At 71.3% G+C, this 23,050-nt stretch carries 14 protein-coding genes and 2 pseudogenes; 2 read left to right on the top strand and 14 right to left on the bottom strand.

Annotated elements, in window-relative coordinates; translation table 11 throughout:
• Window positions 1-139 precede the first annotated feature (139 nt).
• The 11 genes and pseudogenes from G6R25_RS30270 to G6R25_RS08815 form a co-directional block, all read right to left on the bottom strand.
• Window positions 140-325, bottom strand: a complete 186-nt coding sequence (locus tag G6R25_RS30270; RefSeq protein WP_205446978.1) for a type II toxin-antitoxin system Phd/YefM family antitoxin — start codon at window positions 323-325, stop codon at window positions 140-142.
• Window positions 322-1,836, bottom strand: coding sequence for an ArnT family glycosyltransferase (locus G6R25_RS30265; protein ID WP_419469330.1), 1,515 nt, complete (start codon window positions 1,834-1,836; stop codon window positions 322-324). Before G6R25_RS30265 ends, G6R25_RS30270 begins: the two co-directional genes overlap by 4 nt.
• A 156-nt stretch (window positions 1,837-1,992) precedes the next feature.
• Complete coding sequence (locus tag G6R25_RS28760; protein ID WP_268904111.1) at window positions 1,993-2,712, bottom strand: glycosyltransferase family 2 protein; 720 nt, start codon at window positions 2,710-2,712, stop codon at window positions 1,993-1,995.
• Between the two features lie 188 nt (window positions 2,713-2,900).
• Window positions 2,901-3,311: pseudogene (locus tag G6R25_RS28755) on the bottom strand (glycosyltransferase family 2 protein); the annotation flags it as partial.
• Between the two features lie 696 nt (window positions 3,312-4,007).
• Entirely contained in the window at window positions 4,008-4,787 is a 780-nt protein-coding gene (locus tag G6R25_RS08845) for an SCO family protein (RefSeq protein WP_235947860.1), read from the bottom strand.
• Entirely contained in the window at window positions 4,777-5,226 is a 450-nt protein-coding gene (locus G6R25_RS08840; RefSeq protein ID WP_163552591.1) for a hypothetical protein, read from the bottom strand. Before G6R25_RS08840 ends, G6R25_RS08845 begins: the two co-directional genes overlap by 11 nt.
• Complete coding sequence (locus G6R25_RS08835) at window positions 5,223-7,982, bottom strand: PA14 domain-containing protein (RefSeq protein WP_163552590.1); 2,760 nt, start codon at window positions 7,980-7,982, stop codon at window positions 5,223-5,225. Before G6R25_RS08835 ends, G6R25_RS08840 begins: the two co-directional genes overlap by 4 nt.
• Entirely contained in the window at window positions 7,969-9,342 is a 1,374-nt protein-coding gene (locus G6R25_RS08830; RefSeq protein WP_163552589.1) for a glycosyltransferase, read from the bottom strand. The genes G6R25_RS08835 and G6R25_RS08830 overlap by 14 nt, the downstream gene beginning before the upstream one ends.
• Window positions 9,343-9,843: 501 nt before the next feature.
• The gene (locus G6R25_RS08825; RefSeq protein ID WP_163552588.1) at window positions 9,844-12,753 is read right to left on the bottom strand and encodes an FAD-binding and (Fe-S)-binding domain-containing protein; all 2,910 of its coding nucleotides are present in this window, start codon (window positions 12,751-12,753) and stop codon (window positions 9,844-9,846) included.
• Window positions 12,754-12,821: 68 nt separating this feature from the next.
• Window positions 12,822-15,428: a HelD family protein gene (locus tag G6R25_RS08820; RefSeq protein ID WP_163552587.1), complete on the bottom strand. Its 2,607-nt coding sequence runs from the start codon at window positions 15,426-15,428 to the stop codon at window positions 12,822-12,824.
• A 483-nt stretch (window positions 15,429-15,911) separates the two neighbouring features.
• Window positions 15,912-16,574, bottom strand: coding sequence for an HhH-GDP family DNA glycosylase (locus tag G6R25_RS08815; protein ID WP_163552586.1), 663 nt, complete (start codon window positions 16,572-16,574; stop codon window positions 15,912-15,914).
• A 265-nt stretch (window positions 16,575-16,839) separates the two neighbouring features.
• Between G6R25_RS08815 and G6R25_RS08810 the strand changes: the two genes are divergently transcribed.
• Together G6R25_RS08810 and G6R25_RS08805 are read left to right on the top strand one after the other, a co-directional pair.
• The gene (locus G6R25_RS08810; RefSeq protein WP_163552585.1) at window positions 16,840-17,874 is read left to right on the top strand and encodes an Acg family FMN-binding oxidoreductase; all 1,035 of its coding nucleotides are present in this window, start codon (window positions 16,840-16,842) and stop codon (window positions 17,872-17,874) included.
• Between the two features lie 10 nt (window positions 17,875-17,884).
• Window positions 17,885-19,021 (top strand): annotated as a pseudogene (locus tag G6R25_RS08805) (acyl-CoA dehydrogenase family protein); the annotation flags it as partial.
• Window positions 19,022-19,555: 534 nt separating this feature from the next.
• On the opposite strand, the gene G6R25_RS08800 reads toward G6R25_RS08805, so the two are convergent.
• The 3 genes from G6R25_RS08800 to G6R25_RS30260 all read right to left on the bottom strand — a co-directional run bounded on the left by G6R25_RS08800 (window position 19,556) and on the right by G6R25_RS30260 (window position 22,104).
• Entirely contained in the window at window positions 19,556-19,840 is a 285-nt protein-coding gene (locus tag G6R25_RS08800; protein WP_136447853.1) for a hypothetical protein, read from the bottom strand.
• A gap of 310 nt (window positions 19,841-20,150) precedes the next feature.
• Window positions 20,151-20,927 carry a GntR family transcriptional regulator gene (locus G6R25_RS08795; protein WP_163552584.1) on the bottom strand — a complete coding sequence of 259 codons (777 nt, stop codon included), beginning with the start codon at window positions 20,925-20,927 and terminating at the stop codon, window positions 20,151-20,153.
• A 631-nt stretch (window positions 20,928-21,558) separates the two neighbouring features.
• Window positions 21,559-22,104: a 2'-5' RNA ligase family protein gene (locus G6R25_RS30260; RefSeq protein ID WP_225438415.1), complete on the bottom strand. Its 546-nt coding sequence runs from the start codon at window positions 22,102-22,104 to the stop codon at window positions 21,559-21,561.
• Window positions 22,105-23,050: the final 946 nt, after the last annotated feature.

Genomic DNA, 23,050 nt, shown 5'->3' with positions numbered 1-23,050 from the left:
TGCCGGCTAGTGGTGGCGCTTGACTGCCCAGCACGATGCCCCTCGCGAAAGAGCACGGTCGTTCCCTACCTAAGTAGGGCAGGCCGAGCGGGTGTTACCGCACCGACCAAAGGTCACGCACGCGCCCGGTTGACCTCGTTCACGGAACCCCGCGCGCACCTCGTCGGTCGGGTAGACCCCCGCCTCGAGCGATCTCCTCACCCGTCACCAGGAGAGAGGACACCATCTCGGCGTCTGACAGGATCTCCAGAGTCTCGTGCAGGCTCTCCCGCTCCTCCACCGAGACGACCACGGCCGCCGGTCGGCCGTTGCCCGTCCCCGTCACCTGGTCGTGCCGCTGCTGAATCCGGGCCAGGGCCGCAGCGGGCGGGTGGGATGTCGACACGGCAGCCGGGAGGGAGGACCCGGCGGATTTCGATCTCGCCGTTGCCGAAGGACTTGAGGACCACCGAGTGGTGCAGGGCCTCGGCGACGATCGGGACCTCGGCGAGCACCGAGTCCGGGGGCTTGCCCATCATCAGGTAGTCGACGTCCTTCCAGCCGTGCGGGAAGTGGCCGCGGACCTCCGGGTCGAGGTCGAGCTTGTAGAACCACGCCGGTAGCGGGTGGCGGCCGTGGATGGTGAGGTCGGTCCAGGCGATGTCGTCGGTGATGACCGTGCCGTCGTCGTGGATGTGGGCGAGGAACCAGCGGGTGGCGTTCCGGCTCGGGGCGCTCGCGTCGAGGGTGACCGCCGTGTGGATCTTCGGCGTCCAGTCCCAGGCCAGCGTCACCACCGAGCCGACCACGGCCACCGCCACCGCGCCCCGGCGCAGGCCACGCCAGGCGACCGACGGCCACCCCGCCGAGGTGTCGCCATCGGGCGAATGCCTGGGCAGCACCGCGTCGAGGAGGCCGGCGGCGCACAGGGCGGCGAAGGGCAGCATTGCGGTGACGTAGGGGTTGGGCAGGTAGCCGTTGCGGAAGATGAAGCCGAACTGGATCAACAGCAGCGCCGAGACCACCCGCAGGCGGCGCAGGGCGAGCAGCGGCACGGCCGCGGCGATGCCCGCCAGCACCAGGTACGGGTCGAGGTCGAGCCAGGAGCGGACCACGTTGTAGGTGTCGCTGCCGGTGTCGAGCACGCTGCCCGCTCGGCGCCCGGTCGAACAGCTGCCAGCGCACCGCCCACTCCAGCGAGACGTGGCCGGGCCCCTCGAACAGCTCGTTCTTCGCCGCCGCGTACAGGATGTAGATGCCGCAGATCCCGAGCAGGCAGCCGAGGAAGTTACGCCGCACGAACCGCCAGTTCCGCGGGTCCCAGTGCTGCCAGAGCAGCACGTACAGCCCGGGCAGGAACAGCAGCGTCGTCTCCTTGGACCAGAAGGAGAACGCCATGAACGTCCCGGCGAGCGCCGCCGCGGCCACGCTGCGCCGCGGTGAGGCCGCGCAGACGAACGCGGCGAGCAGCCACATCACCCCGATGTTGTCCAGGAACGCCATCCGCTGGTACCACAGTGCGAGCGGCGACAGCGAGAACACCAGCAGCGCGAGCCCGGCGAAGAACCGGCGCAGGCCCAGCAGCCGGCCGAGCCGGTACAGCAGCACGCAGCTTGCCAGGTGCAGCAGGAACATCAGCTCCCGGACGGCGGTGACGGCCGTCGCCGCCCGGTGGAAGCCGTCGGTCAGCTTGGTGTAGATCGCGATGAGCAGCCAGCCGCCGAACGGATGGTCGTACCAGTAGGTGTAGTGGGCGATGCGGTTCCAGTACTGCATCGAGTAGGCCTGCGCGGCGTAGGTGCCCTCGTCGTCGGTGACCCGCCCCGGCCAGCCGTCGAAGTTGACCCCGTGGACCACCGCGACGACCCGCGAGCAGGACGAGGCTGCCCCTGTGGGCCCGCGCGCCGGCCGCCACCCGTGCGCCCAGCAGCCGGGCCCGGTCGGCGGCCCAGGCGGCGGGCCGCGGCGCCACCGGGTGCGGCAGGGTCTCGTCGAAAACGTCGGGGACGGTGGTCATGATGCCGCTTCCAGCCCGAAGCGACCCGCTCCGGCGCCGGCGCCGTGGTGGGCGCCGGAATGCGACGTCTTCTCCCACTCCAGCCGCCCGCGCAGCAGGCGGGCGGTGGCCCGCACCGCGGCGATCGACAACGCGAGCTGGTAGAACGGCGCGCTGAGGATGAGCCGGACGCTGTCCCACCGGCCGACGGCGAGATCGTAGGCGTCGGCGAACTCCCGGAACGCCGCCTGTTCGGAGAAGACGATCATGACAGAGGCGGCCAGCGGCAGCCAGAAGACGATGACGAGGCCCGTCGGCGCCGCGAGGACCAGCGTGAGGACTCCCGAGACGGGTCGCAGCATCCTGGCCATCGCCTGGAAGAACGGCATGGCCAGCATCTCCGCCGCCATCAGCCGCTGGCGGGCACCCGGCAGCAGGCGCCAGTCCCCCTTGAACAGGACCTGCATGAACCCCATCATCCAGCGGGTGCGCTGGATGATGGGGTTCGTCAGGCTCTCCGGCGTCTCCTCCCGGGTTGTCAGGTCCGGGTGGTAGAACACCGTCGTGCGGATGCCGGCGACCGAGGCGCGCACCCCGAGGTCGCAGTCCTCGGTGAGGCAGGCGACGTCCCAGCCGCCGAGCCGCTCCAGCACGGGCCGGCGGATGAACACGGTGTTCCCGCCGAGGGGGATGAAGCGCGCCCGTGCCTGGAAGCGCAGGCGGGACATGAACCAGATGTAGTACTCCAGGCAGTTGCGGGCCCGCCACCAGGAAGTCCCGGTGTTCCACCGGCGTAACGCCGCGCGCAGCCAACCGGTGCCGGCGGGCCGTGGCTGGCCCCCGGGCCGCGCACGTTCATGAGCTGGACGCCGCCTTGGAAGATGCCGACCTCGGCCTGGCGCTGCGCGAGGGTGTTGACGTAGGTGAGCAGGCCGCCGGCGATGAGCGACTCGGCGTCGACGATGCCGACGATGTCCCCGGTGCAGTGCCGGCGGGCGTCCTCCAGCGACAGCGGCTTGCTGCGCTGGTTGCCCTCCGGAGCGATGACGTGGACGTTGGGATGGCGGTCGGCGATCTGTTCGGCGATGCGCCGGGTCGGCCGGTCGACCTCGTCGTGGGAGACCATCACGACCAGTTCCAGCAGGTCGGCCGGGTAGTCGCCGGCGAGGATCTGGGTCAGGGTCCGGCCCAGGATCGGCTCGTCGCGGGCGGGGATGATCAGCGAGAAGCGGTGCCGGGGCGCCGCCACGTCGGCGAGGTCGACGTGGTGCACCCGCTCAGGTACCTGCCAGCTGTACTGGCCGCGCACGAGGGTGAGGATGGCGACGAGCAGCATCAGCAGCGACACCCCCGTCCACTCGGCGATCAGCACCGCGTGGTGATGCTGCGCCGTGCGCATCGCCAGCGCCACGGCGAGCGGCACGGCGGCCACGATGGACAGCCCGCGGCGGCGGTGGCGAGCCGCCCGCGCGGACGGCTCACGGCGGGACAACAGCAGGGAGCCGCCCGTCGCGGCCGCCGCCCCCAGCGTCGCGGCGAGCCAGCCGGGCAGGTCGGGGCCCCCGACCGAGGCGACCCGAAGATCCGAGGAACCGGCGATCGTGAACACGTACCAGCCGGCGGACTCGCAGGCGAGCTGGACGATCCGCGGCAGCCGAGCGCCACGGTGATCGACACGCCCGGCGCCGCGGACCACGGTGAGACCGGCGCGACCGAACGTGCGGGGCGCGAGGACCGCGAGCGCGGCCGGAATCGCGTAGGCCAGGCCGTCCTCGGCGGCCAACGGGCCGGCGAACAGGACGGCGAGCGCGACGTGCAGCGCGATCCCCCAGGCCGCCGTCGCCAGCCGCCGGCGACGGGCGGACACCCGCGGGTCGCGGTGGAGATGCGCGGAGGGGTGCCGCGGCGAGGCGGAGGGGAACGTGCGGGACCGCGATGGTGCGGAGTCGGATTTCACCTGTACCTGCCTGACGGGATGGGGACACGGCGGCGCGCGTGATCCTGGATCGCACGCGTGGAGGGTGGGGCCGGATCAGAGGGCAGCGACGAGCCTCGGCAGATCGGCGACGTACTCGGCGACCTTCGTGTCGGCGAAGTAGCGCACTCGCACGCGGTCGTCCGGACCGATCCCGAGGACCTGCGAGGCATGGCTGACCAGGTAGGCCGGACCGTCACCGGCGCGGACGGCCGGGTCGGCGAGAGCAATCGGCACGCCGACCGCCCGCTGCGCCGCGTCGATCTGCGCCGGGGTGCCGGTCAGCCCGACGAACCCGGCGTCGAACTGGGCGAGCCAGCGGCGCAGCACCGCCGGGGTGTCCCGCGCCGGATCGGTCGTGACGAAGACGACCGTCACCTTCGCCGCGATCGCGGGCCCGGCGACCTGCCGGGCCGCCGCCAGGTCCGCCATCGTCGTCGGGCACACGTCGGGGCAGTGCGTGTACCCGAAGAACAGCAGCGTGGCGCGGCCGGCGGTGGCACGGGCGAAGTCGTAACGGTGCCCGCCGGTGTCGGTCAGAACGAACGACGGGCGGGGCACTGCGACGCCAGGAACGGTGCCGTGCCAGCCGCCACCAGCCGTGTTCGCCGCACCTGAACCGCGCGGCGGCCCGCCGACCACAGCCGGTGGCCCGCCGCCGGCAGGATCGGCGCCGCCGCAGGCCGCCAGCACGCCGACCCCGAGGACGGCGACCCCGAGAGCGACGACCAGCGCCACCAGCCCGCGGCACGCCGGCCAGACCCGCATGCCGGGGCCACCGAGCACGCCGCCGCCCCTGCGGGCGTCGCCGTCGGCAGGTACATCGTCAAGAGCCACAGAGCACCGTGCCCCGCGCGGCCGCCGGGGCCACGCCCGCAAGCCGCCGGGTGTCCTGACCGACGACTCGGACGGAGCCGATCCCCTGTTCTCGCAGGTAGCCGCAGTCGATCTGGCGGCCGGGCGGCGGGGTGCGCGGGACGCAGACCCGTCGGCCGGTGGCGGCCGCGACGTAGTTGTAGTCGCAGCCGTCGAGGCCGACCGGGACCGGGGAAGGGCTGCCGTTGCCCCGGGGCACGACCCGGCCGGACAGCGCAGCGGCCGGCGCGGCCGCGGCGACGATGCTCTGCCCGGCCGCAGAGTCATGGCCGATCACCCCGGCGGCGCCGTTGACGAGCGCCACCGCGAGGGCGATCGTCACCAGCCCCCGCCGCCGTCCCCCGGCCGCGGGAACGGGAAGGACGGGCGGGACGGGCGGCCCGTCCAGGCGCGCGCTCATCCGACCCGCACCCATCGGGCCACGGAGGGGACTCCGGCGGTGTTCTGGGCGAACATCATGTAGTACCCCGGCGGAAGAAGATTCGGATTGTCGGGGACGTCGACCGAGATCTGGCTGCCCTGGCTGCCGGCCGACACCGGCAGGTCGACGCTGCGCTGGTTGGAATCGGCCTGGTGGGTCACCGACGCCGGCCGCAGCAGCGTGACCCGGCCGATGTCGCCGTCGACCGTCAGCGCCTGCCGCGAGCCGTAGCCGAACGTGCCGGCGGCCTGGGCGATCGCGGGCCGCTGCCGGCCGAAGTACCAGGGCCGGTAGACGGAGATCGTCTGGCTGAACGACCCGTCGAGCGGGTTGTTCCCCAGCGCCGCGACGCTGCCATCGGGCAGCAGGAACGCCTGCGAGTGGTAGGTCCGGTCCTGGGGGTCCGGCGGGACCGAGGTGAACGTGTTCGCGACCGGGTCGTAGATCGACGCCTCGTGCACCGGGTCGGAGCGCAGGTGCCGTCCGCCACCGGTCTCCAGGACCTTCCCGTCGGGCAGGATCACGGCGCTGACGTACATCTTCGCCGCCGGCAGGTCCAGGCCGGGCTGCCAGTGCGGGTCGGCCTGGCGCAGGTCGATGAGGTCGGTGGCGGCGATGGCATCGGCCCCGGCGTCGCCGTTGCCACCCCCCAGGGTCAGCACCCGCCCGGCCTGGGCCGGCGGGAGCAGCACCGAGGCGCCCTGGTCGCGCAGGTTCACGTGGCGCAGACCGGGCACGTCGTTGACCGTCGCCGTGGCCGGGTCGTAGATGTTCGACCCGGCCTCCGTCGGTGCGTTGCCGAAGGTGTGGACGCCGCCGTAGAAAAGCCGCCCGTCCATCATCAGCTTCAGTTCGGGGTAGAGGCCCCAGAAGAAGTACGTCTGCGGCACTTTGGCGGTGGGCAGCCAGCTCTGCTGGGAGCTGTCGAACATCTCGGTGGCGACGCTGCCGCCCGCGTTCTGGTCCAGGCCGCCCACGGCGAGAACGTTGCCGTCGCCCAGCGCGGTCAGGCTGGGATACCAGTGGCCGCCGCCGGGCAGGTCGTTCGTCGCCGTGTACGTGTCGGCCACGGGATCGAAGAGGTAGCTCTTCGCCAGGCCCTTGTAGTTGGACGTGGCGGTGGAGTAGGCGGCCGTCCCGCCGGCCAGCAGGATTCGCCCGTCCGGAAGCTGAACATGACCCGAGCAGAAAAGGTCATCCGCAATAGGAACATCTTTGAAATGACCGGTACTCGGATTCCACACGGTAGACTTGAAGGTGCCCGCGTCGAAGGCCGACAGGTCGTTTCCGGAGCCGGCGACGAGCAGCACGTTCCCGGTGCGCAGAACGCTGGCGTGCACGGACCGGACGGACGCCGGATAGCTGAGCGTCTGCCAGGTCCCGCCGCAGTCGGCGGTGCATCCGCCCGGGGGCGGCAGGGGGCCGGGATCGCCACCGCCGGTGTAGTCGACGCGGACCTGCGCGCCACCGGCCCGGTCGTAGTACTCGGTGACGATCGTGTGGGTACCCGCGGTCACCGTCGGGGTGGCGGTGAAGGTGGTCGGGCCCTGGTCGTTCCAGCCGTCGATCACCCGGGTGCCGTCGACGTAGACGCGCACCCCGTCGTCGGCGGTCGCGGTGATCGTGACCGGGCCGGCGGCGAAGCGGTCGACCCGGGTCCAGCGGGCGGAGAAGGCATCCGGGCCGATGCCGGGCAAGCCCGGCCCGCCGTCACCGTAGTCGTGGCGCAGGCCGTTCTCGCAGCGTGCCGGCGTCGGCGTGCCGGCGAGCGTGACGTTGCCGAAGTACTGGGCCGACCACTGCAGGCCGTTGCATGCCGCCGCGGGGGTGAGGGTGTAGCCGACCCGCGCGGTCGCGCCCCCGGAACGCTCGTAGTACTCCACCCGGACGGCGTGGCTGCCGGCGGTGACCTCGGTGCTCGCCGTGTAGGTGGTGGGGCCCTGGTCGCGCCATCGGTCGATGATCGGCTGGTCGTCGAGGTAGACCCGGATCCCGTCGTCGGCGGTGGCGGTGAACGCCAGGGTGCCGGCGGCGAAGGTCGCCGTGCGCGTCCAGCGGGCGGAGAAGTTGTCGGCGCCGATGCCGGCCAGGCCGGGAGCGTCCTCACCCCAGGCGTAGTCGACGCTCGCCGAGCAGCGGGGCACCCCCGTGCCGCTCAGCGTCCGGTTCGGGAAGTAGGTGCCCGCCCATTCGTCGGCCGCGCAGTCGGGCCCGGGGCCGGGGCCGCTCAGCTCCCCCGGCCCGCCGGAGAGGTCGAACTCGACCATGGCGCCGCCGGTGTTCTGGTAGTACTCGACGATGGCCAGCGTACGGATGCCGGTGAACGTCTGCGGGCCGTGGTCACCCCAGCCGTCGACGACGGACTGCCCGTCGATGAGCACCCGGACGCCGTCGTCGCCGGTCACGCTCGCCGTGTAGGAGCCGGCGGCGAGGGTGACCTGGCGCGTCCAGCGCACCGAATAGCCGACGGTGCCGATGCCGGTGACGCCGGGGCCGTTCGCCGACCAGTCGAAGTCGATCGTGGCGTCGCAGCGCTTCCCGGCCGGGTCTCCACCGAGACCGGTCCCGGCGTGGAACTCGGCGTTCCACTGATCGTCCGAGCAGGTCTGCGCCTTCGCCGCCGGCGAACCCGCGGCGACCAGCAGGACGAGCTGCCCGACGGCCGAGACCAACACCACGGCGACCAGGGCCCGGCGCGACCGTGACGCACATGGCCGGTGTTCACGTGGCCGCATCGGAGGCATCCTCCCCCGGCGTGCCCGTCGACCAGGACAGGCCGCCCGGCCGATTCACACTGTGCCGGCGGCTCGGCCGGCTGGTTCGTGCCGATCCGAAGGGCGTCCGCGTCGGCGCGGGCGAGGCCGGCGGGATGGGCGGTGCCGGCGCGGGTGATCCCGCCGGCCGGCGGCGGTAGACCAGCCGCTCCACCACCAGGTAGCGGACGATCACCGCGGCGGCCAGCGACAGCAGGGTCGCCGTGCCGATGCCGAACCCCCACCGGCCGACGAGCAGCGCGAGCAGTGGCAGCCGGATGACGAGGTCGAGATTGTTGATAATCGCGAACGTCGGGTAGCGTCGCCGCCGCGACCCGGCCTGACGGTCCCAGACCAGCAGTTCGCAACCGACGAAGTTCCAGGCGATCGCGAGCTGCGTGGCGAGGATCGCCGCGGCCAGGTAGTGCAGGCCGAGATGGTGCAGCACGGCGGTGCCGAACAGGTTCGGGACGGTGCCGGACGCCCCGACCAGGGCGAATCGCGCCGGGCGGGGAACCCGCAGCGAGAACAGCCGCCGGGCGAACCGGACCCCCTCGGACAGCGAGGCGTTCGACGCACCGGCGTGCCGCTCGGCGAAGGCGTAGCCGACCTCCCGGATGCGCAGCGGGCCGGCGGTGGCCAGCAACTCCAGCAGGATCTTGTAGCCGTCGGGGCGCAGCCCGGCCTGGTCGACCGCGGCCACCCGGACGAGGAAGAAGCCGCTCATCACCTCGGAGACCCCACGCAGCCGCCGCGGGAACGCCAGTCGACAGACCAGGTTCGAGCCGGTGGAGACGAGGTGACGGGTGGCCCCGGCGAGACCGGAGGCGCTGCCGCCGGGCACGTACCGGCTGCCGATGACCACATCGGCGTCGTCGTGCTCGGCCGCGGCGAACAGGGCGGGGATCGTCTCCGGCGGGTGCTGCAGATCCCCGTCGATGATCACGGCGTAGGGGGCCGCGCACAGGGCGAATCCCTCGCTGACCGCGCCGCCGAGACCACCCACCCGGTCCCGCGGCGCGCGATGGTGCACCCGCGCCGGCAGGCCCGCCGTCGGCCGGACCCGGGCGATCGCCTGGGGCGTTCCGTCGTCGGAGTCGTCGACGAAGATGACCTCGTTGGCAAGGCCCCGCAGCGCGTCGTCGAGCCGGCGCAGCAGAGGTTCGACGTTGTGCGCCTCGTTGCGCGTCGGCACCACGACGGACAGTCGCGGCGCCACCAGCGCCACCAGCGCCACCGGCGCGGCCAGCTGGTCCGGTGGGGTGCGGGGCAGAGGCAGTGCCGGTCGGCGCAGTAGGCCGGTGAGGTCGTCGGGAAGACCGCCGGCATTCGTCGGCGTCATCGCAGCTGGCCTCCGCCCGGTCCGCGCACTATCAGGAAGTGGACCAGCGCCGGATGTTTCCCGTCCCCTGCGGCGGCGGCCACCGGCAATGTGGCACAGCATCTGTCGAACCTGGTTGTACCGATGAGCATGGCGAATTTCCCCCAGCTGCAGCCGAAAAAACAAACAGCGGATCGGGCCAATTTCCCTGACACCCCCGGCCCGATCTCGGCCTGACAACTCCCGAGGCCGAGCGAAAAATTACCGTACGGTCGCCGCAGGTGTGCACGGGTTCCCATCAGGCACACTCCGAGACACAACCAATGCCGCTACGCGACCCGTCTACGGGCCCAATCGCCGCGGAAATCCACGACATTTCTCCCGACAATCCTGCGTATCTTTACCGGCGCCCATGGCCCGCCTCCGCTCGCGACCACGGGCGAGCCGGTAAAAGACATCGACGTCAAAAGTTCCAATGCCGAACAAACGGGCCTATCGGCCGGATCGAACGAGTCCGGACCGTTACACCTGCGCCGAGCCCGCCGCGTCGGGTTGCGACGGTCGGGGGCTCTGCGGGCCAGGGGCGACGGACGGGGGCGCGGCGAGCAGCTCGGCGAGATGGCGGCCGCGCCGGGTGGTGACGTGCACGGCCTGGGTCCGGCAGGAGAAGCCGTCGGCGAGCAACACCGCGTCGGCGGGAGCCGCCGCGGCCGCCCGGCCGATGCCCCGCTCGGCGATCGCGACGGAGACGTCGTAGTGCCCGGCCTCCATCCCGAAGTTGCCGGCCAGGCCACAGCAGCCGGCGAGCACCTCCAACCGGGCGCCGGCCGCCGAGAGCAGGTCGCGGTCGGCGGTGAAGCCCATGACCGCGTGCTGGTGGCAGTGCGGCTGGGCGAGCACCCGCACCCCGTCGAGGCGCGGCGGCGCCCAGCCGGGGGTGGCCGCCAGCAACTCGGCCAGCGTGCGGACCCCGCCCGCCACCAGCGCCGCGGCCGGATCGTCGGGAAGCAGCCCGGTCAGATCGCCGCGCAGCACCGCGGTGCAGGACGGCTCCAGACCGACGATGGGTGTGCCCGCGCGGGCATACGGCGCCAGGCCGGCCACGGTCGCCCGCAGCCGTCGGCGTGCCCCGTCGAGCTGGCCGGTGGTGATCCAGGTCAGCCCGCAGCACAGTGGGCCGGGCGGCACGATCACCCGGTAGCCGGCGGCGGACAGCACCTCGACCGCCGCCCGGCCGACCTCGGGCGAGAACGACTCGGTGAACGAGTCGATCCAGAGCACGACGTCCCGGCCCCCACCATCTCGCCGCAGCGCCGCCTGCCGCCACCAGCGGCTGAACGGCTCGACCGCGAACGCGGGGACGTCGCGGCGGGGATCCATGCCGCCGAGGCGCAGCAGGGCCCGCCGTGTCGCGGGCCGGGACAGCACGGCGTTGACCAGCGCGGGCGCCCGGCCGGCGAGTCGGGCCCAGCGCGGCAGCCAGCCGAGGACGTAGTGGCCGATCGGCCGGATCCGGCGGCGGTGCGCCCGGTACAGCACCTCGGACTTGTAGGTCGCCATGTCCACCCCGGCCGCGCAGTCGTGCGCGCAGGCCTTGCAGGACAGGCACAGATCCAGTGCCTCGGTGACCTCCCGGGCGGCGGGGCCGCCCCGGACCAGCGTCCCGTTCGCCATCTCCTGCAGCACCCGGGCTCGCCCGCGGGTGGAATCCTTCTCGTCCCGGGTCGCCAGGAACGACGGGCACATGAACCCGCCTGCCGCCGACGTGTCGGCCCGGCAGGTCCCGAGCCCGACGCAGCGATGCACGGCCCGCCCGAAGTCCCCCCGGTCGGTGGCGAAGGCGAAGCCGCCGGCGAGAGGCAGCGGGCCGGCGGCGGGCAGGCGCAGGTCGGCGTCGACCGGCCGGGGCCGGACCAGTACGCCCGGGTTGAGCAGGTCCGCGGGGTCGAACAGGTGCTTGAACCCGGCGAAGGCGGCGATCGCGGCCGGCGAGTACATCCGGGGCAGCAGCTCGCTGCGTGCCCGGCCGTCGCCGTGCTCGCCCGACAGTGACCCACCGTGCGCGGCGACCAGGTCGGCGGCCTCGCCGAGGAAGGCGCGCAACCGGCCCGGCGCGGCCCCGAGCGGCAGGTCGAGCCGGACGTGGACGCAGCCGTCACCGAAATGGCCGTAGGGCACCCCTGCCAGCCGGTGGACGCGCAGCAGCTCCTCGAAGTCGCGCAGGTAGGCCCCGAGCCGCTCGGGCGGCACGGCGGCGTCCTCCCAGCCGGGCCAGGCCGGCTCGCCGTCGGCAGTCCGCCCGGCCAGCCCCGCGCCGTCCTCCCTGATCCGCCACAACGCGCGGCTCTCGGGCCCGGTCGCCAGCACGCGGACCGCCGCCGTCCCCGCGTCGGCCGCCAACGCCCGGCCGGCCGCCAGGGCCTGCTGCGGGGTGTCCCCACCGACCTCGACGAACAGCCAGCCGGTGCCGGCCGGCAACGCCGGCACCGCGCCCGCCCCCCGGTGGCGGCGGACGATGTCGACCAGCCGGGCGTCCATGCCTTCCATTGCCAGCGGCCCGTGCGACCGCAGCGGCACCACGGCGTCCGCGGCGGCCGGCATGTCGGGATAGCCGAGCACCACCATGGCGGTCGCCGACGGGGGTGCCACCAGCCGCACGGTCGCGCCGAGCACGACCACGCAGGTCCCCTCGGTGCCCACCAGCGCCCTGGCCAGGTCCGCGCCCCGCTCCGGGAGCAGGTGCTCCAGGGAGTAGCCGGACACCTGGCGGCCAAATCGCCCGAGCTCCGTGCGCAGCGTCGCCAGGTTCGCCCGGACGAACGCGTCGAGCCCGGAGATCTCGTTGCGCTCGCCGGCGCCGACGCGCCACCGGCGACCGGCGCCGTCGAGCACGTCGAGGGACAGGACGTTGTCCGCGGTGCGACCGTAGGCGATCGCGCGCGAGCCACAGGCGTTGTTGCCGATCATGCCACCGAGGGTGCAGCGGGCGTGGGTGGACGGGTCCGGGCCGAAGCGCAGGCCATGGCGGCCGGCGGCGGCCTGCAGCCGGTCGAGGACGACCCCGGGCTGCACGGTGGCGGTGCGTTCGGCGGGGTCCAGCGCGACGATGCGGTCCAGGTGCCGGCTGACGTCCACCACGACGCCGGGGCCGACCGCGTTGCCGGCGATCGAGGTGCCGGCGCCCCGGGTGGTCAACGGGGTGCCGGTGACCCGGCAGACCTCGGCGACCGCCGCGATGTCGTCGATCTTCCGCGGGAACACCACCACCGCGGGCGGCACCCGGTAGTTCGACGCATCCGAGGAGTACTCCGCCCGCCGCCGGGCGGAGGCGTCGACGGCCGACCCGGCCGCGCCCGGCCGCTCCCCCAGCGCCGCCCGCAGCCGGGCGACCAGCTCGACCCGGCCCCGCGGCCTGTCCTCATTCCCCGTCACTCGACCATCCTGGCCGCTGGACCGGGCCGCCCGCACGGGATCGGCGGTCCGATCACCGGCGGTCCGAATCACCGGCGGTCGGGGCAGTCCTGTTCGAGGCCGCTCAGGACCGGCGGGAGCTCGCCGGAGTGGACGACGCTGAGCGAGCGGGTGGCCCGGGTCAGCGCGACGTAGAGGTCGGCGAGGCCTCGGGTCGGTTCGGTGAGCAGCGCGGCCGGTTCGACGAGCACCACCGCGTCGAACTCCAGGCCCTTGGTCTCCGCCACGCTGAGCACCGCGACCGGCGCATCCAGCGCGTTGCCGGCGGCGCTGGCCGGGTCGACCGAGTCGGCGACGACGGCCAAATCGGGCAGCAGGGCCATCAGCGCCGAACGCAGGGCCAGCACGTCGCGGGGCCGCGTGATCACAGTCACGCGGCCGAGGCCCCCCGCCGCCTCCCGCCTGGCCGCATGCGCGACGGCGGCCAGCAGCTGCGCGGACGGCTGGCCCGCGGGGGACGGCGCGTCCCCCAGCAGCCGCGCGAGCCCGGGGACGTCCTCGACGGCGACATCGCCGACCCGCAGCGCCGTGGGTCGGCGGCCCACTGCGCGGACCGAGACCGGTGCCGTCAACGACGGGTTCTGCGCACGCAGAACCTCCGCCGCGACGTCCATGATCTCTTGCGGGGTGCGGTAGTTGACGCTGAGCCGTTCCACCGTGAACCGCTCGTCGACCACGGGCGCCAGCAGCTCCGCCCAGCTCGTCGGCGCGCCCGGCCGGGCGGTCTGGGCGAGGTCCCCGACGAGGGTGGCCGTGCGCCCCGGGCAGCGACGCCACAGCAGCCGCCACAGCATCGGGGAGACCTCCTGGGCCTCGTCGACGATCAGATGGCCGAACGCCCAGCTGCGGTCCTCGCAGGCGTGCTCGGCGGCGGAGCGCCGCACCCGCGGGCCGGACCAGCGGTCGGCGAGCGCCGCCGCGTCGATCTGCCCCTCCAGGCCCAGCATGTCGACCACGCCGCGGGCGTACTCGCGTTCCTCCGCCCGCTCCCGGTCGGCGCGCCGGGCCGCCTCGAGGCCCGCCTCCTCCTCGGGGTCGCCGAGCAGCTCGGCTGCCTCGTCGAGCAGCGGCACGTCCGCCGGGGTCCAGCGTCGCTCGCCGCCGGCGGCGGCCCGCGAAGTGGTGGGCCGGTCAGCAGTGACGGTCGGATCACCCGTGCGCGGGACCGGAATCCTGGACGCGGCCCGGGGATCGACGGAGCCGGCGCCCGCGGCGGTCGGAAGCAGGTTCCCCGCAGCGAACAGGTCGTCGGCGTCGTCCACCGCCTCCGGACCGCCGACGCCGCCGGCCTGCGACGCCCGCGGCCCACCGGCGCCGGGCAGCGACCGGCCGGGCCGGGCCGGGGGCAGGTCCAGCAACAGGGCTCGTTCGGCCGGCCGCAGGCGGCTGCCCGCCGCCCGGGCGAGCGCGTCCGAATCGGCGAACAGGTCGCCGATGAGCTGCTGCGGCGTCAGCAGCGGCCACAGCCCGTCGAGAACCGCCCGGATCTCCTCCTCCGCCCACAGGTCACGGGTGATCTGCCCGCGCTCGTCGGCGTCGAGCAGGCCGCCGGGAATCTGACGGACCACCTGGGTGGTGAGCTCGGCGAGCAGCTCGCGCAGGAAGACCCGCCGGGCCGAGTTGTGCGGGCGGCGGCTGCGGCGGGCCCGGGTGCGGGCGCGGGCGACGGTGTCCTGGTCGAGCCGCAGCACGTGGTCGTCATAGTTGATCACCAGCTCCTGGTGGGGCAGGCGCTGGCGGTCCCGGATCGCCCCGGCGACGACCTCGGCCATCCGCGGGTCGCCCTTGAGGGTGGCGACCTCGACCGGTTCGGTGCCGGTGGCGTCGACCCCGGGAAACAGCCGCCCGGGGGTCGCGAAGACCACCCCGGTCTCACCGAGCGACGGCAGCACCTGATCGATGTACCGCAGGAACACCGGGCTCGGCCCCACGATCAACACACCGGACTGGTCGAGCCGGGCCCGGTCGTTGTACAGCAGGTACGCCGCGCGGTGCAGCGCCACCGCCGTCTTGCCGGTCCCCGGGCCGCCGTCGACGACGAGGATGCCGTTCGCCCGGGCCCGGATGATGCGGTCCTGCTCGGCCTGCAGAGTCGCGATGATGTCGTGCATGCGGCCGGTACGCGGCGCCGCGAGCGTCTCCAGCAGCATCGAGTCCCCGGACTGCGCCACCGTGCCGCCCGGCGCCGGCCCGATCGGCCCGAGTGGGTCGTCCGCGATCCCGGTGACCTCCCGTCCCCGGGTGCGCAGGTGCCGGCGACGGACAAGGCCCTGCGGATCGGCGAGGGTCGCCCGGTAGAAGGCGGTGGCGACGGGGGCGCGCCAGTCGACGAGGATGGGCTCCTGCTCGCTGTCGGACAGCCCGATCCGCCCGATGTAGGTGCGCCGGCCGTCGTCATGATCCATGGCGCCGAAGCAGAGCCGGCCCTCGGCCGCGTCGAGGCGGGCAAGCCGGTCGGCGTGCGCCGCGGCGAACACGTCCCGCTCGACGATCGACTGCGGAGTGCCCGTGCCGACGTTGAGCAGCACCCCGCGCAGCTGCCCTCGAGTGATCTCCCGGACCTCGTCCAGCCGGGTGTACAGCGTGTCGAGGTATGCCTGTTCCCGCGCGCGCTCGACATCCTGCATGGTCGGCACCGGCGCTCCTCCCGGTCGGTTTCGGGTTCGATGGCTAGATCGGCTCACGTCGGCTTCGCTGGTCGGTCGGCCGGCCAGGGTACGCCGCTACGCCGACGGCGCCCCGGCGTAGCTCGCCAAGCTCCGGTGCAGCAGCCGATCCGGCCAAGCGGCCGCAAGCTCCGGCCGCCGACCACGGCCCGACCTGCCCACCAGGCGCGGACCGGTGAGCAAGAAAGGTTACAGCACCCTCCCCGCGAACCATCCCGGCCCACCACGCAGACCCGTGTCCAGCCAGGCTGCATCGGCGGATCAGGTGGACAGAAGACCACAAAGCGACGGCGACGGCGTCCCGAACCGTACCCGGGGCACGGCGGCCGCAACGCCGCACCGGCGCGTGTTCCAGATTACGGACGTCGGGCTGGGACGTCTGGTCACCCATCCGTCTGGGCTGCGCCAAACGGGGGGTGCGGGTCAGAACACGGTCCGGTCCAGACGGGGGAGTCAGGAGTGGTCGGAGGCCGACTCCCGCAGGTCACCTGTGTCGCGCTCCTGCCGCACCCGGACCAGCGCCGCGACCAGCCGGGGCAGGTCGGCGCGGTCGACCAGGTCCAGGAACTGCGGCGGGCTGGTCGGCAGTCCGAGCTCGCCCGCGGTGCGGCGGACCCGCTCGTCGAGGTAGGGGACAAGTTCGTCCCAGCCGGCCTGGGCCTCGCGCAGGAAGATGTCGGCCCCCACCGGGCCGATGCCCTTGATCTTCTGTAGCAGCGCTCGCTCCCGGTACGGGAAGTGATCCGCGGCCTCACGCAGGTGCCGGATGTCACCGTCGTAGGTTTCCGACAGGTGGCGACTGGCCTCGGCGAGCTGGTGGGAGGCGCTCTCGTCGTAACGGGCATAGCCGTTGCGGTTGAGGACGCGGGTGCGCTCCTCCCAGGTCGCCTCGGCCATCGACGCGGCGTCCGTCCAGCCCGCGTCCATCAGCGCACGGGTGGCCTGGACGGCCGCCGCGGTCCGGATACGGGCGCTGGCGAGCAGGGCGAAGACGGTCAGCTTGAACATCGCCTCGGCGGTGTCAGCCGGCACGTCTGCGTCGATCTCGTCGGCGTACGTCCGCCCATGGCGGGTGAGCAGTTCGGCGACCACCGCCTCGGGGTCAGTTCCAACCATGCACTGGGACTACCCGCACTGCCCGCGCCCACTCCGGCGCTGCCGGCCGTTGGCGACCGGCCAGTACTTTGGGCGATGATTTCATCGCCTTTCGTGGGTACCGGCAGGTCGTGGGTACCGGCAGGCGGGCGAGGTGCGGGACACCTGCCACTCGGCTCCCGCCGCACGGACGTCGGTCCCGACCTGTGGGTTCCGGTCGGCGCATGCCCCGAACGCGATCGTCCCGCAGGCTGGGGGTAGATACTCGAGAGGAAGGGAGGCTGACATGTCCAACGATGCACAGCGGTCCGCACTGCTCCCGTTGTCGCCCGGCCTGGCCCGGGAGGTGGTCGCCGCCGCCGCCGCGGCGCCCTCCATCCACAACACCCAGCCCTGGCTGTGGCGGCTCGAGGCGGACAGGCTGACCCTCCTCACCGACGGCTCCCGTCAGCTCGACATCGCCGACCCCGAGGGTCGGCAGCTGCTGCTCAGCTGCGGCGCGGCGCTGTGCAACGCCCGGCTGGCGCTGCGGGTGCGCGGCCTGGAGCCGGCCGTCGAGCTCGTGGCGGACGGCGACGACTTCCGTTCGAAGCGCCTGGCCACCGTCACGATCATCGGGCAGCGGCCCGCCGACGACGCAGAGCGGGCCCTCGTCGAGGCCATCCCCCGCCGGCACACCGACCGCCGTCCCTTCGACGACCAGCCTCTGCCCGAGGACGTCATCGCCCAGTTGCGCGACGCGGCCGAGGCGCACGGCGCCTGGCTCACCGCGCCGACCGATCCGGACCTGCGCGTCCAGGTCAGCGTCCTACTCTCGCGGGCGGACTGGATCGAGGAGCACAACGACGACTACCGCAAAGAGCTGGCGTCGTGGAGCCGGACGGCGCCGGCCCCCGACGGCATTCCGCGCAGCGCGGTCGTCCACTCCGACGCGCTCCGCCAGTCCGAGTTCCCGCTGCGTGACCTCGACGTGATCGGCCAGGCGGGCACGCTGCTGCAGGAGTACGACGTGGAGCGGCCCGACATCCTGCTGATCGGCACCGATGCCGACACCACCGCCGACCGGCTACGGGCCGGCGAGGCGATGCAGCGGGTGTGGCTCACGGCGACGGCGCTCGGCCTCGCCACCTCGCCGATGTCGCAGGCGATCGACGTCGAGGGCATGCGCGAGCAGTTCCCCGGGGCCACCGGCGGGCTGGGGCACGTCCAGATGATCCTGCGGGTCGGCTACCTGCGGTCGGATACCGAGCCACTCGGCCCGACCCCGCGGCGGCGGGTCGACGACGTCCTCGACGTCGCCGGCTCCGACAAGCGCGTCTGACGCGGCGTCGATGAGCGGGGGGTTCGGGCTCGACCTGAGCGACGAGCAGCGGGAGCTGCGTTCCTGGGTGCACGGCTTCGCCGCCGATGTGGTCCGCCCCGCGGCCTCGGACTGGGACGAGCGTGAGCAGACGCCGTGGCCGATCATCCAGGAAGCGGCGAAGATCGGTCTGTACGACTTTGACGCCCTGGCCACCCTGTGGGCGGATCCCACCGGCCTGTCGCTGCCCCTGGTGTCCGAGGAGCTGTTCTGGGGCGATGCCGGGATCGGAATGTCGATCATGGGCACGACGCTCGGCGTCGCCGGCGACGTCTCCGCCGGCACCCCCGAGCAGATCGGCGAGTGGGCACCGCAGTGCTTCGGCGACGCGGCCGACCCGAAGGTCGCCGCGTTCTGCGTCTCGGAGCCGAGCGCCGGCTCGGACGTGTCGGCCATGCGGGTTCGGGCCCGGCACGACCCCGTCACCGACGAATGGATCCTGAGCGGCCAGAAGGCCTGGATCACCAACGGCGGCATCGCCGCCGTCCACGTCGTCGTCGCCTCGGTGGACCCGGAGCTGGGCTCGCGCGGCCAGGCGGCGTTCGTCGTCCCGCCGGGCACCCCCGGGCTCAGCGCGTCCCGCAAGATCCGCAAGCTGGGCCTGCGGGCCTCGCACACCGCGGACGTGTTCCTCGACGACGTGCGGGTCCCGGGGCGCTGCCTGCTCGGCGGCCGGGAGCGCCTCGCCGCCGCCCGCTCCGGCCGGCGCGCCTCCGGCCAGGCCGCGCTGGCGACCTTCGAGGTCACCCGGCCCATCGTCGGGGCCCAGGCCATCGGCATCGCGCGCGCCGCGTACGAGTACGCCTTGGCCTATGCCCGTGAGCGTGAGCAGTTCGGCCGGCCGATCATCTCCAATCAGGCGATCGCCTTCGCGCTCGCCGACATGCGGATGGAGATCGACGCGGCCCGGCTGCTCATCTGGCGGGCCGCCTGAATGGGCCACAACGGCCGGCCGTTCGAGGCCGGCGAGGGGTCGATGAGCAAGCTGAAGGCCAGCGAGGTCGCGGTGTGGGCGACGGAGAAGGCGGTGCAGATCCTCGGCAGCGCCGGCTACAGCCGCGACCATCCCGTCGAGCGGATGTTCCGCGACTCAAAGATCTACACGATCTTGGCCATTGTGGGCGGATCATGCTGCCTACCTGCGTGTTTAGGGTGTCATGCACCTGGCGGGGGCAAGCGAATCCACGCTATGTCCACGCAGGCTCGATTTCGGCCCGAACTCCGCCCCCAGGGACCGCCCAGACCATGGTCAGCTGAGGGGCAGGCAAGCGCATCTGTGGACGCGCTCTCGCTCTCGGCCCGTCGAGGAGATGGCCCCCGCCTCCTCGAGGTCTGCCAGACCCGCTCGGGAGCTCCGGTCCCAGCGGCCACCGGCACCGCCAGGACCAGCTCGGCTGGCGCTGTGGGGGCGGGGGCCATCTCCTACCCGGACGCGCTGCTCGCAGCCGTCGACCGGGCTGACTCCACGCTGGGGAATCCCCGAACCCCGGTGACACGGTGACAAACGGCCTTCCGGTGAGCGTTTCCGCAGGTCAGAGTCGGTGCGAACCCGTCACCAGCCCCGGTGACACGGCGGTGACAGCGGTGACAGCCAGGCGCCCGCTCGGCTGCCCTTGAACAAGTACGGAAAGTTGACACAGCGCTACCGGCGCCGGAATCCGCCGCTTCCGGGAGGTGGCAGGCGCTGTGAGGGCGCGAGATCATCAATCGATGAGTTCACGCCTGCAACACTGCTTTCGATGCCGTCCAATGCCCGCTTAAGATCAGTGTTTAGATCTACCAGCGCCGAGATGATCCCGTTCACGTCTTCGCTGTCGGCAAGCTTGCGGTCGATCAGGTCGATGTCCCGCCCTATGGATCCCAATTCGCCCCGCACTGCGAGTAGAGCCAGGGCCGTGGCGTAGGCGATCTGCTGGTCAACGGTCAACCCGGGCACGTCAACGGCTTGGAGTTGTGCGTAGGCGGCAGTCGCGAGGGGGTCCGGGTCCGGGAAGCTCAGTGCGCGAGGTTGAGGCAGCCATATGGGCCAGCCTGTTGCTGTTTGCGTCAGGCCGCAGTACCTCCGCCGATGATGGTCCGAGAACCCCCCGTGTCGGTGGTCCAAGTAGTCCCGCATGGCCAGTCGGTAAGAGAGCCGGCATGCGGCATCAAGAGCAAGACCTCTCCTTACATGCCACCGACTGGGAAGATCCACCTTGAGCGGGATCAGCCGTCGCGGGCAGCGAGTGGACCAATAATCATTCGGCGCTGACGTCGTAGAGCAAGACGTGGCGATCGCCGGGAAGGATCACAACGTAGACCTCGATTGGCCGGTCATGCTGATCGAAGCTGGTCCGGGCCAGCCGACCCGCAGGGACCCCAGGGGCTAGGCGCAGCTTGGCGGATTCCTCGGCAGTTGGCATGCGCCAGGTGATTTCGTCCTCGTACCGGGTCGGAATGTGGCCGAGGTCTTCGAGGACCTGGTCTGTTCCCTCGACAACATCCGCGGGATCCATGATCTTGCTTCCATCGACGATGTCGAGAGGGTAGTAGCTGTCTCCGAGCTGTAGCGGCTCGTCGTTCGCGTACATCACCCGCCTACGAACTCCGACCGACTGATCTGGCCGCAAGGCAAGGTGGGGCGCAATTTCGGCGCCGGCTGGGACGACTTCCGTCGTGCTGACCTGTTTCGGCACCTTCCCTTGCGCCTCGATCTGCTGGGCGAAGGTGTCTCTCCGCCGGTCGGCTTCGAGCCGCTTGCGACGGGAGCCGGTGAGCGATGCGTAGTACTTCATCGGTGGCTCTGGTCGGACGAAGCTCCCAAGCCCCCGTTGGGAGATCAGCAAGCCCTCGGTGCGCAATAGGTTCAACGCCAACCGAACCGTGTTACGGCTGGTCGAATGTCGCTCGGCAAGCTCTGCCTCCGTGGGGACGCGGGCGCCTGGAGCGAGGTCACCGGAGCGGATCTGCTCGCGGAGTTGCGCGGCAAGTTGGTGGTAGAGCGGGCGCGGGTCCGCCGGATTGAAGATCGCCATTGCCCCTTCGCCTGCCCTCGACCTGCGAGGTTGTACCCACAGGCTAACAAGCCTTGACACCTGCGTGACCCATTGTGTATCAATGGCGTTGTTGGTACAACCCAACAATAGTGAGACGGGGAGGCACCCCGCCTCACCAGGGCAAACTGCGCGACCGTGTTCTCAGTCGTGTTTCGTGGCCGGAATCCCCCTTTGCTGGCACGGGCAGCGTGTCCCGCCGGTCGTGGTGTTTTCCGTCGCTTCGCGGCGCGTCCCAAGCAGTATCGTTCGCAGATTCGTTCGCGAGCCGTGCTGCCGGACTGCCGCCTCGCTGCCAGTGACAGCCGGTCTGGTAGGCGAGATGGCCCCCGTCTCTTGGGGTTGTGTCAGACCCGCTCCGGGACTCCGGTCCCAGCACCCGCTGGAGCCGCCACGCCCGGCCGGCCTTGGGGCGGGGGCCATCTCCCATCCCGACACGCTGCTCGCGGCGGCGCTGGCCGCTGTCAACCAGGCCCGCGCCGGAGAACCCTCGAATCGCGGTGACACGGTGACAAACGGCCTTCCAGCGCGCGTTTCAGTAGGTCAGAGGTCATGAAGACGTGTCACCAGGGGTGGTGACGCAGCGGTGACAGCGTTGACAGCCACGGCTTGCTCAATGAGTCGCCGTAGGCGGCCGGGTTGACTGTTGGTTAGAGCGGGATTGCGCGAGTGGGAATGATCGCCGGGTGGTCCATCGCCACGAACATTCGCGTCTCTCTAGGAGGACCAATGAAACCCGCTCCACCGATACCGTCGCCTTAGGCATCTTCCTCATGGGACGGACAGCTTGAATCACCGGCTCCGCCGGTATGTCCGAATTGCAGTACGCAATTCCAATATGTGGGTTGAACGTGCCCGTCTCGAACTCGACACGAGGCACCTTAGCGGCTATTGCTTGGCGTAGAGCCTCACGAACCCGGAGAATTGGCTCCCAGGGTGTAGTGCTGAACCGAATGGCCCCGGACGAACCGGCTAGCGGGCCAGCGGCGAGCGTGAATGATTCGATAGATTTACATGCCGATTCTGCGGCGGACTCGATCGAGCAAATATCATTGTCATTCAAGTCTGCTTCAAATCCTATTCGGTCCAAGGTCATGTGAAGTTCGTCCAGATTAATCGGATCAAGATATGGCGCGGCAATCTCCGTTTGACAGTCCATGGCGAGTTTTCGGAGGGAAGGGCTGTCACCAAAAGTAAGATACCAATAGTACGCTCGTTTTCCATGCTGCCACCCAGGCTGCTGCCAGTGATTGATTAGTCGATCCAAGGATGCGAATCGATCCCAGTCGGCCTCAACAACGTCCTGCTCCGAGTTCACGCAATTCCTCTGGGGTTCGCCGAGATTTCGGCCGCCTTTACGGCGTGTCGAATGTTGACGATGGATTGTGAGTCTGTCCACCTTCTTGTAGATGCCAGAAACTCTCTGCTTCGCTGCAAAACGGAGGTGATTGGTCGGTCTTGCGAAATCTCGAGGGCCTCTCTCACCAAACTGCAAGCTCTGTCCAAGTCTGGTCTGCCCGAGTTGATAAGCGAGTTCGCTAAGTCCAACCTTAGAAGTGACTGGCTCCATCGTGATTCTGATGACTCGAACTCCGGCATCGCTATGTCAGCGTGCTCTTGGACGTAGTCAGGCAGACCAAGTGGCACGTAGGCAGTCACAGCATTGCTTGCCGTCCGCGACAGGCAATATCCGTCGAACGAGACAGGAGAGGAAACGCCCTGCACGACTGGGTGCCTTTCGAGCTGCCGGTAAGCTGCCTCAACCGCCCTGTGGACGCCCTCCACATCGCCCAGCTTTCCGAGTGCCCGAGCCTCGCCATTGACTGCGAGACGGACGCTCTGAGCGCCGCCGGCCGATAGCTTAAGGCCAGATCGAGCCAGGTCTCGGGCCGAAATAAAGTCGCCTGCGTAGTATTCGCAAAAGCTGTGTGTTCCTCGTGCCCAAGCCTGAAGTTCCGGTGATTCGCCAAAATCTCCAAGATGGAATGCTTCCGAACAGTAAGCGCGGGCGATAGAAAATTCGCCACGATTAACGGCGATGTAGCCAAGGATTCCGGAGGTCTGACCTGCAAGGCGATAGATAGATCGTCGTTGAGTTGGGTGTC

The sequence above is a fragment of the Candidatus Frankia alpina genome, assembly GCF_902806485.1.
Classification (GTDB): Bacteria; Actinomycetota; Actinomycetes; order Frankiales; family Frankiaceae; genus Frankia; species Frankia alpina.
The sequence above is the reverse complement of the archived record's forward strand: the minus strand, read 5'-3'. Positions and strand labels throughout refer to the sequence as shown.

Excerpts from the sequence above, each read along its gene's own strand:
- G6R25_RS08830 (WP_163552589.1), bottom strand. The coding sequence starts at position 9,342 with ATGACGCCGACGAATGCCGGCGGTCTTCCCGACGACCTCACCGGCCTA.
- G6R25_RS08810 (WP_163552585.1), top strand. The coding sequence starts at position 16,840 with ATGTCCAACGATGCACAGCGGTCCGCACTGCTCCCGTTGTCGCCCGGC.
- G6R25_RS08795 (WP_163552584.1), bottom strand. The coding sequence starts at position 20,927 with ATGGCGATCTTCAATCCGGCGGACCCGCGCCCGCTCTACCACCAACTT.
- G6R25_RS30260 (WP_225438415.1), bottom strand. The coding sequence starts at position 22,104 with ATGGACTGTCAAACGGAGATTGCCGCGCCATATCTTGATCCGATTAAT.
- G6R25_RS08815 (WP_163552586.1), bottom strand. The coding sequence starts at position 16,574 with ATGGTTGGAACTGACCCCGAGGCGGTGGTCGCCGAACTGCTCACCCGC.
- G6R25_RS08835 (WP_163552590.1), bottom strand. The coding sequence starts at position 7,982 with ATGCGGCCACGTGAACACCGGCCATGTGCGTCACGGTCGCGCCGGGCC.
- G6R25_RS08840 (WP_163552591.1), bottom strand. The coding sequence starts at position 5,226 with ATGAGCGCGCGCCTGGACGGGCCGCCCGTCCCGCCCGTCCTTCCCGTT.